The organism is Carnobacterium viridans, from assembly GCF_900102725.1.
Classification (GTDB): Bacteria; Bacillota; Bacilli; order Lactobacillales; family Carnobacteriaceae; genus Carnobacterium_B; species Carnobacterium_B viridans.
In genome coordinates, this window is the sequence record NZ_FNJW01000008.1 from 521,710 (window position 1) to 536,176 (window position 14,467).

A 14,467-nucleotide genomic window follows, 5' to 3' on the forward strand; every position below is an offset into this window, starting at 1 on the left:
GGACTCTCAAAACTGGATAAAGTCTAAAGTGTCTTTCGTTTGCTTACCTTCGTACACCGGGTATTGCTTTGGTTAAGTCCTCGACCGATTAGTATTGGTCCGCTCCGTATATCGCTATACTTCCACTTCCAACCTATCTACCTGATCATCTCTCAGGGGTCTTACTCACTTACGTGATGGGAAATCTCATCTTGAGGGGGGCTTCACGCTTAGATGCTTTCAGCGTTTATCCCGTCCACACATAGCTACCCAGCAATGCCCTTGGCAGAACAACTGGTACACCAGAGGTGTGTCCATCCCGGTCCTCTCGTACTAAGGACAGCTCCTCTCAAATTTCCTACGCCCGCGACGGATAGGGACCGAACTGTCTCACGACGTTCTGAACCCAGCTCGCGTACCGCTTTAATGGGCGAACAGCCCAACCCTTGGGACCGACTACAGCCCCAGGATGCGATGAGCCGACATCGAGGTGCCAAACCTCCCCGTCGATGTGGACTCTTGGGGGAGATAAGCCTGTTATCCCCAGGGTAGCTTTTATCCGTTGAGCGATGGCCCTTCCATGCGGAACCACCGGATCACTAAGCCCGACTTTCGTCCCTGCTCGACTTGTAGGTCTCGCAGTCAAGCTCCCTTATGCCTTTACACTCTGCGAATGATTTCCAACCATTCTGAGGGAACCTTTGGGCGCCTCCGTTACACTTTAGGAGGCGACCGCCCCAGTCAAACTGCCCGTCAGACACTGTCTCCCAGCCCGATAAGGGCTGTGGGTTAGAGTGGTCATACAGCAAGGGTAGTATCCCACCAACGCCTCCACCAAGACTGGCGTCCTGGCTTCAATGGCTCCTACCTATCCTGTACAAGCTGTACAAACACTCAATATCAAACTGCAGTAAAGCTCCATGGGGTCTTTCCGTCCTGTCGCGGGTAACCTGCATCTTCACAGGTACTATAATTTCACCGAGTCTCTCGTTGAGACAGTGCCCAGATCGTTACGCCTTTCGTGCGGGTCGGAACTTACCCGACAAGGAATTTCGCTACCTTAGGACCGTTATAGTTACGGCCGCCGTTTACTGGGGCTTCAATTCTGAGCTTCGCCCGAGAGCTAACCCATCCTCTTAACCTTCCAGCACCGGGCAGGCGTCAGCCCCTATACGTCATCTTACGATTTTGCAGAGACCTGTGTTTTTGATAAACAGTCGCCTGGGCCTATTCACTGCGGCTGACCAATTGGTCAGCACCCCTTCTCCCGAAGTTACGGGGTCATTTTGCCGAGTTCCTTAACGAGAGTTCTCTCGCACACCTTAGGATTCTCTCCTCGACTACCTGTGTCGGTTTGCGGTACGGGCAGTTGGTTTCTAACTAGAAGCTTTTCTTGACAGTGTGACATCGGGAACTTCGGTACTTAATTTCCCTCCCCATCACAACTTGTTCTTAAAGAAGCAAGCATTTGACTCACTTCAAAACTTGTTGCTTGGACGCGCATATCCAACAGCGCGTATTCCTTAGCCTACTGTGTCCCTCCATTGTTCAAACAAAACCAACTGGTACAGGAATCTCAACCTGTTGTCCATCGTCTACGCCATTCGGCCTCGACTTAGGCCCCGACTAACCCTGGGAGGACGAGCCTTCCCCAGGAAACCTTAGTCATTCGGTGGACGGGATTCTCACCCGTCTTTCGCTACTCATACCGGCATTCTCACTTCTAAGCGCTCCACTAGTCCTCACGATCTAGCTTCAACGCCCTTAGAACGCTCTCCTACCATAGAACCAATGGTTCTATCCACAGCTTCGGTGTTATGTTTAGCCCCGGTAAATTTTCGGCGCAGGGTCACTCGACTAGTGAGCTATTACGCACTCTTTAAATGATGGCTGCTTCTGAGCCAACATCCTAGTTGTCTAAGCAACTCCACATCCTTTTCCACTTAACATAAACTTTGGGACCTTAGCTGGTGGTCTGGGCTGTTTCCCTTTCGACTACGGATCTTATCACTCGCAGTCTGACTCCCGGATATAAATCAATGGCATTCGGAGTTTATCTGAATTCGGTAACCCGAGAAGGGCCCCTAGTCCAAACAGTTGCTCTACCTCCATGATTCTAATTCCGAGGCTAGCCCTAAAGCTATTTCGGAGAGAACCAGCTATCTCCAAGTTCGATTGGAATTTCTCCGCTACCCACACCTCATCCCCGCATTTTTCAACATACGTGGGTTCGGTCCTCCAGTGCGTATTACCGCACCTTCAACCTGGACATGGGTAGATCACTTGGTTTCGGGTCTACGACCACATACTCATTCGCCCTATTCAGACTCGCTTTCGCTGCGGCTCCGTCTCATCAACTTAACCTCGCATGGGATCGTAACTCGCCGGTTCATTCTACAAAAGGCACGCTATCACCCATTAACGGGCTTTAACTATTTGTAGGCACACGGTTTCAGGGGCTATTTCACTCCTCTTCCGAGGTTCTTTTCACCTTTCCCTCACGGTACTGGTTCACTATCGGTCACTAGGGAGTATTTAGCCTTGGGAGATGGTCCTCCCGGATTCCGACGGAATTTCTCGTGTTCCGCCGTACTCAGGATACTGATCAGAGTGAAATTGGTTTCGATTACAGGGCTTTTACCTTCTTCGGCAGACCTTTCCAGGTCGCTTCTTCTACCAATCTCATTTATGACTCTATGTGTTCAGTCCTACAACCCCAGAAAGCAAGCTTTCTGGTTTGGGCTATTCCCGTTTCGCTCGCCGCTACTCAGGGAATCGATTTTTCTTTCTCTTCCTGCAGGTACTTAGATGTTTCAGTTCTCTGCGTCTACCTCTACTGACCTATGTATTCAGTCAGCAGTAACATCCTATCAAAGATGCTGGGTTCCCCCATTCGGAAATCTTTGGATCAAAGCTCACTTACAGCTCCCCAAAGCATATCGGCGTTAGTCCCGTCCTTCATCGGCTCCTAGTGCCAAGGCATTCACCGTGCGCCCTTATTAACTTAACCTATGGTTAACAGTTAATTTTTAAACCTCATCTTTCGATGAGAACCTTAAAAAAACTCATTTTTAAAACTTTTCGGTGTGTTTCTGGTTTGTTACTTGATTACACTTTTTAACTTTATCCAGTTTTCAAAGAACAACGTCTTGCCGCAACCAAAGTTGCGTTTTTTTGAGAAGATTAGACCTCTCAAAACTAAACAAAGTAAAGACGAATGTGTGGGTTTCCGTTAAATTCCTTAGAAAGGAGGTGATCCAGCCGCACCTTCCGATACGGCTACCTTGTTACGACTTCACCCCAATTATCTGTCCCACCTTAGGCGGCTGGCTCCCAAAAGGGTTACCTCACCGACTTCGGGTGTTACAAACTCTCGTGGTGTGACGGGCGGTGTGTACAAGACCCGGGAACGTATTCACCGCGGCGTGCTGATCCGCGATTACTAGCGATTCCGGCTTCATGTAGGCGAGTTGCAGCCTACAATCCGAACTGAGAATGGCTTTAAGAGATTAGCTTGGCCTCGCGACCTTGCGACTCGTTGTACCATCCATTGTAGCACGTGTGTAGCCCAGGTCATAAGGGGCATGATGATTTGACGTCATCCCCACCTTCCTCCGGTTTATCACCGGCAGTCTCACTAGAGTGCCCAACTGAATGCTGGCAACTAATAATAGGGGTTGCGCTCGTTGCGGGACTTAACCCAACATCTCACGACACGAGCTGACGACAACCATGCACCACCTGTCACTTTGTCCCCGAAGGGAAAGCTCTATCTCTAGAGTGGTCAAAGGATGTCAAGACCTGGTAAGGTTCTTCGCGTTGCTTCGAATTAAACCACATGCTCCACCGCTTGTGCGGGTCCCCGTCAATTCCTTTGAGTTTCAACCTTGCGGTCGTACTCCCCAGGCGGAGTGCTTAATGCGTTAGCTGCAGCACTGAAGGGCGGAAACCCTCCAACACTTAGCACTCATCGTTTACGGCGTGGACTACCAGGGTATCTAATCCTGTTTGCTCCCCACGCTTTCGAGCCTCAGCGTCAGTTACAGACCAGAGAGTCGCCTTCGCCACTGGTGTTCCTCCACATATCTACGCATTTCACCGCTACACGTGGAATTCCACTCTCCTCTTCTGCACTCAAGTTCTCCAGTTTCCAATGACCCTCCCCGGTTGAGCCGGGGGCTTTCACATCAGACTTAAAGAACCGCCTGCGCTCGCTTTACGCCCAATAAATCCGGACAACGCTTGCCACCTACGTATTACCGCGGCTGCTGGCACGTAGTTAGCCGTGGCTTTCTGGTTAGATACCGTCAGGGGATGAGCAGTTACTCTCATCCTTGTTCTTCTCTAACAACAGAGTTTTACGATCCGAAAACCTTCTTCACTCACGCGGCATTGCTCCGTCAGACTTTCGTCCATTGCGGAAGATTCCCTACTGCTGCCTCCCGTAGGAGTCTGGGCCGTGTCTCAGTCCCAGTGTGGCCGATCACCCTCTCAGGTCGGCTACGTATCATCGCCTTGGTGAGCCATTACCTCACCAACTAGCTAATACGCCGCGGGTCCATCCATAAGCGGTAGCCGAAGCCACCTTTTTTCCATTCGCCAGGAGGCGATTAGAAGTATGCGGTATTAGCATCCGTTTCCGAATGTTATCCCCCTCTTATGGGCAGGTTACCCACGTGTTACTCACCCGTCCGCCACTCTTTGACTTCGGCGGGTGCAAGCACCCGGTGAAATCAAAGCGTTCGACTTGCATGTATTAGGCATGCCGCCAGCGTTCGTCCTGAGCCAGGATCAAACTCTCATATAAAATGATGCTTGAAGCTCATATTGATTGCTAGCGAATAATTATTCACTAATTTTGTTACTGTTGACTTAGCACTGCTGAGTCACCCTCACATTTGGTTCGTCTTACTTTGTTTAGTTTTCAAAGGTCTAAAGCGTGTTGTCGCGTTTCTGACAACTTCTAAATAATACAATAGTTTTTTAAATTCGTCAAGCTTTTTTATTTTATTTTTGAATAATTATCCAAAAACATTTTTTTTGCATTTAGCTTAGCGACATTTATCAGGTTACCACAATCTGTAACAGACTGTCAAATGAAATATTGATTTATTTAAGAATATTTTTTTCTTTATTGCCAGTGTTAAACTACTTGCAACATCAATTACTATAACAAGTCTAGCCCAGATGGTCAACCATAAAGTTTACATTCTTTACAAAAAAAATACAAAAGCGAACATTTATTTATTTGCAATTCGTGAAAAGACGTATATATATTCAAAACACTTTTCACATCGGAACTATTGCAAATAAAAAAAGATTTTTGTTCGCTTTTTATTTTTAGTTGCGTTAGTGACTTTTCTTTAACTTATAAACAACCGATTCAAATGGTCGTAATTCTAACTTATCTATCTTTTTACTACTATCCATATAATTACTGATTACAATAGTCTCAACTTTCCGGTCATCATCTTTATATATAGTTGGTTTCTCATAAAAATTAATAATGATTAGCCATGTTTCACCTTGATAACTTCTTTCATAAACAAAAAGTTGGGGATCATTTGGCAACAATTCTTTATAATCACCCCATACAATCAGTTCGTTTTCTTTTCTTAAATGAATTACCTTTTTATAGTAGTTAAAAATGGATTCTTCGTTTTGTTGATCTTTTTTAACATTCAAATCTTGATAGTTAGGGTTGAGCGCCAACCAAGGAGTCTCAGTGCTGAATCCTCCATTTAAAGACTCATCCCATGGAATCGGACGCCTAGCATTATCTCGCCCTTTTTTATTGATAGCATGAATAATCTCTTCTTTATTGTAACCTTGCTGCATTCGTTCATTGTACATATTAATACTTTCTATATCATTTACTTCTTCTATAGAAGAGATTGGTGTATTTGTTAACCCTATTTCTTCACCTTGGTAGATATAAGGCGTTCCTTTAAGAAAATGTAAGAAAGTTGCAAACATTTTGGCGGAAACGACACGATATTGTGGAGAATCATTGCCCCAACTAGATACAATGCGTGGAATATCATGATTGTTCCAAAATAAACTATTCCAGCCGTCTCCATCTAACGCTAACTGCCACTTTGTAAAAACTTGTTTTAATTTAATAAAGTCCAAGGGTCTTGTATCCCATTTAGGTTTACCAGGTTGTTCGTCTAAGCCAATATGTTCAAATTGAAAGACCATCGATAATTCATTGCGCTCAGGTGCGGAATATAATTTTGCATCTTCAGTCGTTACTCCCCAAGTCTCGCCTACTGTTAAAACGTCTAGCTTACCAAATGTTTTCTGATGCATTTCTTGAAGGTATGTATGCAACATTGGACCATTACCAGTAATGAGTTCATCTGGAATTTTTCCAATCAGATCAATGACATCCATTCGAAATCCACCGATCCCTTTATCCAACCAAAAATTCATCATTTGCCAAATTTCATTGCGAACTTTTGGATTCTCCCAATTTAAATCCGGCTGTTTCTTACTATATAAGTGCAAATAATATTGATTGGTTTGTTTATCCAACTCCCATGCCGATCCACTGAAGATGGACGTTAACTCATTAGGCGGCATATCATTGGGTTGTCCATCCCGCCAAATATAATAGTCTCGATATCCATTGTCTTTATTTTTTCGTGATTCTATAAACCAAGAATGCTCATCAGAAGTATGATTGACAACTAGATCCATAACAATCCGAATTCCGTATTCATTAGCCTTTTGAATGAGCTCATCCATATCATCCATTGTTCCGAATTCTGGAGAAATTGCTTGATAATCGCTAATGTCGTATCCATTATCATCATTAGGAGATTGATAAACTGGACTTAACCAGATAGCATCTATCCCTAAATCAGCTAAATAGCTTAAGCGTTGAATAATACCTTGAATATCGCCTATTCCATCTCCATTGCTATCTTGAAAACTTCTAGGATAGATTTGATATACAACAGAACTATGCCACCATTTTTTTTCCACTATCGATCACTCCTTAGTTAGTTGCTTTTTTTAAAATGTCACTTAATTTCAACTCACTTGTATCTGACACAGCATAATCAGCGTTTTTCATCATCTCTTTTGTACCTACACCTACAGAAAAAATCCCGGCCGCATTAATTGATTCAATGCCAGCTTGAGCATCTTCCACGCCTACACATTCTTCTGTCTTTAACTGTAATTGTTCTGCACCTTTAATAAAAATTTCCGGATCCGGTTTTCCATTAGCTAATGATGCAGGATCAACTACCGTATCAAATAAATCTGCTATTCCAAGTTTCTCCATTATGACTGGTCCATTTTTACTGGCAGATGCTAACGCTAATCGAATGTTTTCTTTTTTTAGATCTGCTAGTAAATCTGCTATTCCGGGCAATAAATCATTAGGTGTAACACTTAAGATCAACTTTTTGTAATCTTCATTTTTTTCATTTGCTAATTGTTCTTTTTCTTCAACAGAATACTTTTCCGTTTGATTGCCTATTGCTAAGATGCGCTCTAGAGAATCCATTCGACTGATCCCTTTTAGTTGCTCATTCATTTCACGGTCAAGCGGAATACCTAATTTATTTGCCATTCTTTTCCAAGCTTGGTAATGATACTCAGCAGTATCTGTCAAAACACCATCCAAATCAAAAATAAATCCTTTAATCATTTGCTAACTGCTCCTTTTTAACAATAATAAAAGCTATCAAACGAATTTATCAATTTGATAGCTTTCCATTGATCGCTTTTTTAAATTCAAAACTTTTTCATTTAATTGTCTGAGAAAACAGAATTGGACTCTCTACTACATCTGACAACACCATTTCTTGATCATATAAAGTAAGGTCAAGTGGCTCGCCTTCTTCTAAACGGACGCTCACGGTTTCTTGTGTCACCGAGATATGAAGCAAACGTCCGCGGTACTTGATCATAAAGTTATATTCTGTCCAGTTTTCCGGACAAAAAGGTTTGAAAATCAGTTTACCATTGAATGTACGCATACCGGCAAATCCTTGAACAATAGCCAACCATCCGCCACTCATTGAAGTAATGTGCAGTCCATCTTCAGTATCATTGTTGTAGTTATCTAAATCTAAACGAGCTGTACGTGCATACAATTCAACCGCTTTTTCTTTTTTGTCAAGTTCTGCTGCTAAAATAGCGTGGATGGATGCAGAAAGTGAAGACTCATGAACCGTCATTGGCTCATAGAAATTAAAGTTGGCTTCTTTTTCTTCTAAAGTAAACTCGTCGTTCAAATAATAAATACCTTGTAAGACATCCGCTTGCTTGATAAAACAAGAGCGTAAAATTTTATCCCATGACCAATGTTGATTGATGGGTCTTTCAGTAGGATCAAGGTCAGTAGTTGTCAGCAAATCTTTGTCTAAAAAGGTATCGTGTTGCACGAAGACATTTAACTCATCATCATGAGGGTAATACATCTTTTCAATAATGTCTTCCCATTTAGACGTTTCTTCATCCTTTAAATGCAATTCATTTACTACAATTGGAGAAACTTTTTTTAGACTTTCCAATGTATAGCGTAGCGTCCAAGCTGCCATCGTATTTGTGTACCAATTATTGTTAATATTGTTTTCATATTCGTTTGGACCTGTAACGCCATGAATCATGTAGTGATTATTTCGTTTAGAGAAATGCACACGGTCAGCCCAGAAACGTGAGATTGCAACCAACATTTCAATCCCTTCGGTTGTTAAGAAAGTTTCATCACCAGTATAATTCGTGTAATTATAGATAGCATACGCAATCGTGCTGTTTCGATGAATCTCTTCAAAAGTAATTTCCCATTCATTATGACTCTCAATACCATTAAATGTCACCATTGGATACAAAGCTCCTTGCAAGCCTTGTTGTTTAGCATTATGAAACGCACCTGGTAGTTGATTGTGTCGATAAGTAAGCAATTGTTCTGAAACCTTTTCATCAGCTACTGATAAGTACATAGGCAAAATGAAAGCTTCCGTATCCCAATAAGTAGCTCCGCCATATTTTTCGCCCGTGAAACCTTTTGGACCAATATTCAAACGGTTATCTTCACCATAATAAGTAGAAAACAATTGGAATATGCTAAATCGAATTCCTTGCTGACTTTCAGCATCTCCTTCAATCACTACATCGGCTTTGTGCCAACGTTCTTCCCAGATTGCTATGTGCTCTGCTTCTACTGCTTCTACACCTAATGCGAGAGCTTGATCCAAGATTTCTGCAGCTACTGCCTCTTGATTTTCAGGTTGCACATCACGGCTTGTCAACACACTGACATATTTCGTCACTTTGGCTTTCTCACCAGCAACTAATTTATAAGTGATTTTTTCTTCCACTTGCATAAATCCTTCAGAAAATTCTCTTCTTTCATAATTTTCTGCACTACTTTCCATCATAGTTGTTACAGTAAATTGTTCTACTCCAAAAGGATTTTCAATCGTTTTAGTCGTTAGACTGCTTTTTTCACCTGAAACACGTTTCATTTCCAACCAAAAATTTTCTTCATAGTTGCTGTCTTCATTTTTAACATTGCCGTCCATCTTCGGTATGAAAATGATTGTTGCATCGCCTTTTAAGACTTCAGCTGTAACTTCAACAACTGCTAATTCTTTTGTCGCCACACTCACAAAACGCTTAAAGGTAAAACGGATTTCTTTTTCTCCTTCAACCCATGTATATGAGCGATACAAAATGCCTTTTTTCATGTCTAAATCTATTTCATAGTCTTTTACTTCATCGATCGCCAAATCAACTTTGCGGTCGTTTACCATTAATTCGACAGGAATGAAATTTGTGGCATTGATCACTTTTCCAAAATACTCTGGGTAACCGTTTTTCCACCAGCCGACTCTCGTTTTATCCGGAAACCAGACACCTGCAAGGTACGTTCCTAAATGAGAATCACCTGAATAACCTTCTTCAAAGTTTCCCCGCATCCCCATGTACCCATTTCCAATGGATGTTAAACTTTCTTGTAGTCTTTTATCTGTTCTATCTAAGTTTGTTGACTTTATTCTCCATGGGTCAACATCAAATAAACGCTTAGTCATGTACTTTTACCTCCAAATGCTTTTTTAGATTTTTCTCATTCGTTGCATCATTAAATTTTGTTTGGTAAAAAACAAACAGAAGCATAATCACTAATCCTACCGATTGAATCATTAGCAGAATAATGATGTCAAATTGAATCAACCCGATCAACAGCCCTATGAATGATGGCAATCCAATACAATTAATTAAAAGATTGACCGATTCTTTATAGGTATTAATAGAAGAAAATTGACTTTTTCTTGTCAAATACAAAAAGATAGCTGATCCAAACGTTAGAAAGAACGTACTAATCAATGTAATGGTGAATACAAGAAACATTAATGTTGCTATAGTATATCCTTTGTTTTTGATAAACCATTGTCGCGAAAGGGCATCTTTTAATTCATTCCCATTCGTGACTTTTGTTAGATCGAAATCTTTTGTATATGGAATAGTTGAGACATCCTGATTGCCTTCTTTAATCAGGAATTCGTTCTTTTGAAAAATCAGTGCATTTTCAGACTTTAGTACTTCTGTCATCTCGTCTTCTGTCAACAAACCACTAACCGTACCATTTTCAGATGAAAGCATAAATGATTCTGGTAACGTTAATGTTCCATTCTTATATTGACCTTCTTGTAGTTTTAAAACGACTGCTTCATCTATTAAGCCAAATGAACCAGGTAACGTTCCTTCAACTGGAAAAGTATCCATTTTCATATAATTTAATGATACTGGAATCATCAATAAACTATTAACAAAAAGCAACACAACAAAAATTTGAAACCAATTTAGTTGATGCCGATTTTTAAATACTTTTCTAGGAGACCAAATACTTTTAAAATAATTTAACGGGAACGCATCAGTTTTCATTGTTTCACTTCTTTTCTTTTTAAAGTTCATATATTGAGATGATTATCCTTTTGTTCCTCCAGTAGTCAGACCAGAAACAAAATTCTTTTGTAGTAAGAAGAACAATACAGATATTGGAACAGCAATCAAAATCGCACCAGCTGCAAATAAAGCTACTTTTTGGTCTTGCGGGTTGCTAATAAACGTTTGTAATCCTACTGCGACTGTAATTTTCTCTGGACTTCTTAGCAAGAATCTAGCCAGCATGTAATCACCAAATGGAGTCATAAATGCCCAAAGTGCTTGCACAGCAATCATGGGACGTACAAGCGGAAGTACGATTTGCCAAAAAATCCTAAAATGTCCAGCTCCGTCTAGCTTAGCTGACTCATCTAAATCTTTTGGAACGGTATCAAAATACCCTTTCATTAACCACGTATTCATCGGTATTCCTCCACCAATGTATAACATAGTTAAGAACCAAAATTGATCCAATGCTCCTAAAAGTAATGCCATAACATAAAAGGCAGTTAATGCAGCCATTGTTGGCACCATTTGAATAACAAGGAAAAACATCAAACTTTTTTTCCTTCCCAAAAAGTTGTAACGGCTATAGGCATATCCAGCAATCGTAACCAATGCTACTTGAATGACCATAGTGGAAACAGCTACCATCAAAGTATTTTTATACCATGTGCCGTACAGCGTATCTTGAAATAAACGGGTGAAGTTAGCTAACGTCCATTCTGAATTTAGATCTAATGAGAACGCCGTTATATTACCAGATTTAAATGCTGAACTAGCTGTAATCAGTAACGGATAGATGATAATGATCGCCAAAGCGATCATATAGACGTAAGTGAAAAATTGACTAAGGAAACGAGAAGTCTTTTGAGATTTAACTAATTTCTTCATATTATGCATCCTCCATATTAAATGCATTTGTTTTCTTGAAGACTAACAAGGAAACAGTGATAACTAAAGCTGAAATGATCAAGGTGATCGCAGCTGCCATTGAATATTGCGGTGAAGTTCCGGTCGTTAATTTATAGATCCAGGATATCAAGATATCTGTAGCACCTGCACCACCACCGACACTTCCTGGCCCACCATTATTAAAGAGATAGATCATTGAAAAATTATTGAAGTTTCCAGTGTATTGTGTAATAAACGTTGGAGCAGCTACCATGAACACCATCGGCATTGTAATTTCTCTGAAACGCTGAAACGCGCTAGCTCCATCTATTTTGGCAGCTTCGTATAAATCTTCTGGAATAGATTGCAATATACTTGTTGTCATAACATAAATATACGGGAACCCTAACCAGCCTTGAATCATGATAATAGCCATCTTAGACCAAAATGCATTTGTTTTCCAAGCGATTCTTCCTATTTCTACGAAGGGCAAATTATTTATTAACGGAATAACTTGAGTATTGATTGCTCCGATACTATCGTTAAAAATGTTTGAAAAAGATAAAATTGTGATAAAAGCAGGTACCGCCCACGGGAGTAAGAAGATAACACCAAAGAATCGTTTCCCTTTAATAAAGGATTGATTGGCTATAACTGCTGTGAAAATTCCGATAACAATTTGTAAGGTTGTCGCACTGAATGTCCAAATGATCGTCCAACTGAAAACAGACGTAAATGCATCCCTATAGGTACTTAGGAAGAAAATGTTTACGAAGTTTTTCAAACCGATCCAGTCAATCAAAGACGCTGGTGGAATATGGTAAAAATCATAGTTTGTAAATGCCATAAATAATGTAACCAATACAGGGAATATAATCGTAAAAGCCATCATTAAGTAAGCAGGTATGATCAATAAGTAAGGGAAACCCGCATTATAGACATTCCACAAGACTTCTTTAGCGGTCACGTTAACTTTTTGACCGTTATTCCATATACTAGCTACTCGTTTAGCATCATATATATTTAATGCGTAAAAAGCTAAGAAGATAATGGTTATGATAAGTTGAAGTGTTCCTTCTATCATAATAAACAATGAATGATCTTCCATTGGAATACTACCTAAAGTAATAAGTCCGTTAAATGCATCGATACCAAAAACAATCATCTCGACAATAAATGCGACAAAAATAGCCAAAAACACAATTCCTTTAAATCGTTGACCGTTATAAAATTGCCCTAAACCTGGTATTACAGAGTATAACATTGCTTTTTTTTCGTTTTTTCCATTTTGAGGTTTTGTCTGAGAAGACATTTTAAACTCCTCCTTTTTCTTTTAACATTTTTCGGCAGAGAATAATTGCATCCTCTGCCGAAACCTGTTAGATTTTAGTGATAAATTAATTTGTGTATTTTTGTTCGATTGATTCTTTGATTAATTTAGCAGAATCATCTGCTGACTCTTGAGGTGTTTTGTTTCCTGAAGCTGCATCAAACAACATGTTTTCAGCACCTGTCCAAACTTCAGCCATTTCAGGAATGTTTGGCATTGGTTGTGCATCTTTGTATTGGTTGATTACAGCTGTTGTTAATTCATCATTTTTTCCTGTAACGTAAACACGTGATTCTTGATTTGCAGGTACTTCATTTGTTGCATCATAGAATTTATTTTGATTTTCAGTATTTGTCACATAGTCTAGCCATTCTTGACCAAGATCTTTGTTTTCGGAATAGTTGCTGACAACCCATCCTTTTCCGCCTCCAAATGCTTCATAAGCTTCATCGTTGTTTAATGTTGGGATAGTAGAAACACCATAGTTAACACCAGCATCTTTTAAGTCAGCAGCTTGCCAAGGTCCACCAATAAATGCGCCAACCTTACCATTTAAGTATTGATCTGTAATAAAAGCATCCGCACTTGTTACATCTTGCATACCTTGTGGCCATGTATTTTGGAACCAGTCAGTAGCATATTCGATTGCTTCAACAGCACCTTCATTGTTCAACCCTATATCTGTTGGATCTGTTCCATCTTCACCAAAAATATATCCGCCATAACCAGCAACTAAACCATAGGTAAAGTAAAAGTCAGTCCACTTAGCTAAAAACCCTGTATTTTTTCCTTTTTCTCCATCAAAAGCAAATTGATCATCTTTTGATAATGCTTCTAAATCTGCAAATGTTTGAGGTGCTTCATCTAATAAATCTGTATTGTAGTATAATACCAATGTTTCAATTACAGAAGGTGCACCATAAATTTTTCCATCTAATGTAACTTGAGCTCTATCTGTATCATCATATTGATCGTCATTTCCTAAAGTTACTTCTGCAATATGACCTTGTTGTCCTAAAGATCCCATGCGGTCATAAGCAGCCATCATAATATCCGGTGCATTTCCAGCAGGACCATCAAGAGGTAACGCTTCCAATTGTTCAAACATATCGCGCTCCGTTACTTCAATAGTAACCCCATGTTCTTCTTCAAAAGCGCCTTTAATATCTTCAACATAATCTACATATCCTTGGTCGACAGAAATTTGTAGCGTTGTATCTTCCCCTGCATCTTTTCCTCCAGTTGACGAACTCGTTTCCGTGGCTTCTTCCCCACTCCCACATGCTGCAAGTACTAATGCACTAGCAGATACTAAACCTAAAACATATTTTTTCCAACCTGTCTTTTTCATCTTTGTAT

The 14,467-nt window shown here is 40.4% G+C and carries 7 protein-coding genes and 2 rRNA genes; all 9 read right to left on the reverse strand.

The window, feature by feature from the left end; all coding sequences use genetic code 11:
• Positions 1 to 68: 68 nt before the first annotated feature.
• Positions 69 to 2,989: ribosomal RNA gene (locus BLT48_RS03965) — 23S ribosomal RNA — on the reverse strand.
• Positions 2,990 to 3,224: 235 nt separating this feature from the next.
• Positions 3,225 to 4,786: ribosomal RNA gene (locus BLT48_RS03970) — 16S ribosomal RNA — on the reverse strand.
• Together the 16S and 23S rRNA genes form the textbook arrangement of a ribosomal RNA operon.
• Positions 4,787 to 5,328: 542 nt before the next feature.
• Entirely contained in the window at positions 5,329 to 6,969 is a 1,641-nt protein-coding gene (locus tag BLT48_RS03975) for a glycoside hydrolase family 13 protein (RefSeq protein ID WP_035023335.1), read from the reverse strand.
• Between the two features lie 13 nt (positions 6,970 to 6,982).
• Positions 6,983 to 7,642: a beta-phosphoglucomutase gene (gene pgmB / locus BLT48_RS03980; protein WP_035023337.1), complete on the reverse strand. Its 660-nt coding sequence runs from the start codon at positions 7,640 to 7,642 to the stop codon at positions 6,983 to 6,985.
• A 97-nt stretch (positions 7,643 to 7,739) separates the two neighbouring features.
• Entirely contained in the window at positions 7,740 to 10,031 is a 2,292-nt protein-coding gene (locus BLT48_RS03985) for a glycoside hydrolase family 65 protein (protein ID WP_089975385.1), read from the reverse strand.
• Positions 10,024 to 10,884, reverse strand: a complete 861-nt coding sequence (locus BLT48_RS03990; protein WP_089978645.1) for a DUF1189 family protein — start codon at positions 10,882 to 10,884, stop codon at positions 10,024 to 10,026. The genes BLT48_RS03985 and BLT48_RS03990 overlap by 8 nt, the downstream gene beginning before the upstream one ends.
• A gap of 42 nt (positions 10,885 to 10,926) precedes the next feature.
• Complete coding sequence (locus BLT48_RS03995) at positions 10,927 to 11,778, reverse strand: sugar ABC transporter permease (RefSeq protein WP_089975389.1); 852 nt, start codon at positions 11,776 to 11,778, stop codon at positions 10,927 to 10,929.
• A 1-nt stretch (position 11,779) separates the two neighbouring features.
• Positions 11,780 to 13,090, reverse strand: a complete 1,311-nt coding sequence (locus BLT48_RS04000; RefSeq protein ID WP_089975392.1) for a sugar ABC transporter permease — start codon at positions 13,088 to 13,090, stop codon at positions 11,780 to 11,782.
• An 85-nt stretch (positions 13,091 to 13,175) separates the two neighbouring features.
• Complete coding sequence (locus BLT48_RS04005) at positions 13,176 to 14,459, reverse strand: extracellular solute-binding protein (protein ID WP_089975395.1); 1,284 nt, start codon at positions 14,457 to 14,459, stop codon at positions 13,176 to 13,178.
• Positions 14,460 to 14,467: the final 8 nt, after the last annotated feature.

Bases quoted from the DNA above. Each gene is read 5' to 3' on its own strand.
- pgmB (WP_035023337.1), bottom strand. From the start codon at position 7,642: ATGATTAAAGGATTTATTTTTGATTTGGATGGTGTTTTGACAGATACT.
- BLT48_RS03985 (WP_089975385.1), bottom strand. From the start codon at position 10,031: ATGACTAAGCGTTTATTTGATGTTGACCCATGGAGAATAAAGTCAACA.
- BLT48_RS03990 (WP_089978645.1), bottom strand. From the start codon at position 10,884: ATGAAAACTGATGCGTTCCCGTTAAATTATTTTAAAAGTATTTGGTCT.
- BLT48_RS03995 (WP_089975389.1), bottom strand. From the start codon at position 11,778: ATGAAGAAATTAGTTAAATCTCAAAAGACTTCTCGTTTCCTTAGTCAA.
- BLT48_RS04000 (WP_089975392.1), bottom strand. From the start codon at position 13,090: ATGTCTTCTCAGACAAAACCTCAAAATGGAAAAAACGAAAAAAAAGCA.
- BLT48_RS04005 (WP_089975395.1), bottom strand. From the start codon at position 14,459: ATGAAAAAGACAGGTTGGAAAAAATATGTTTTAGGTTTAGTATCTGCT.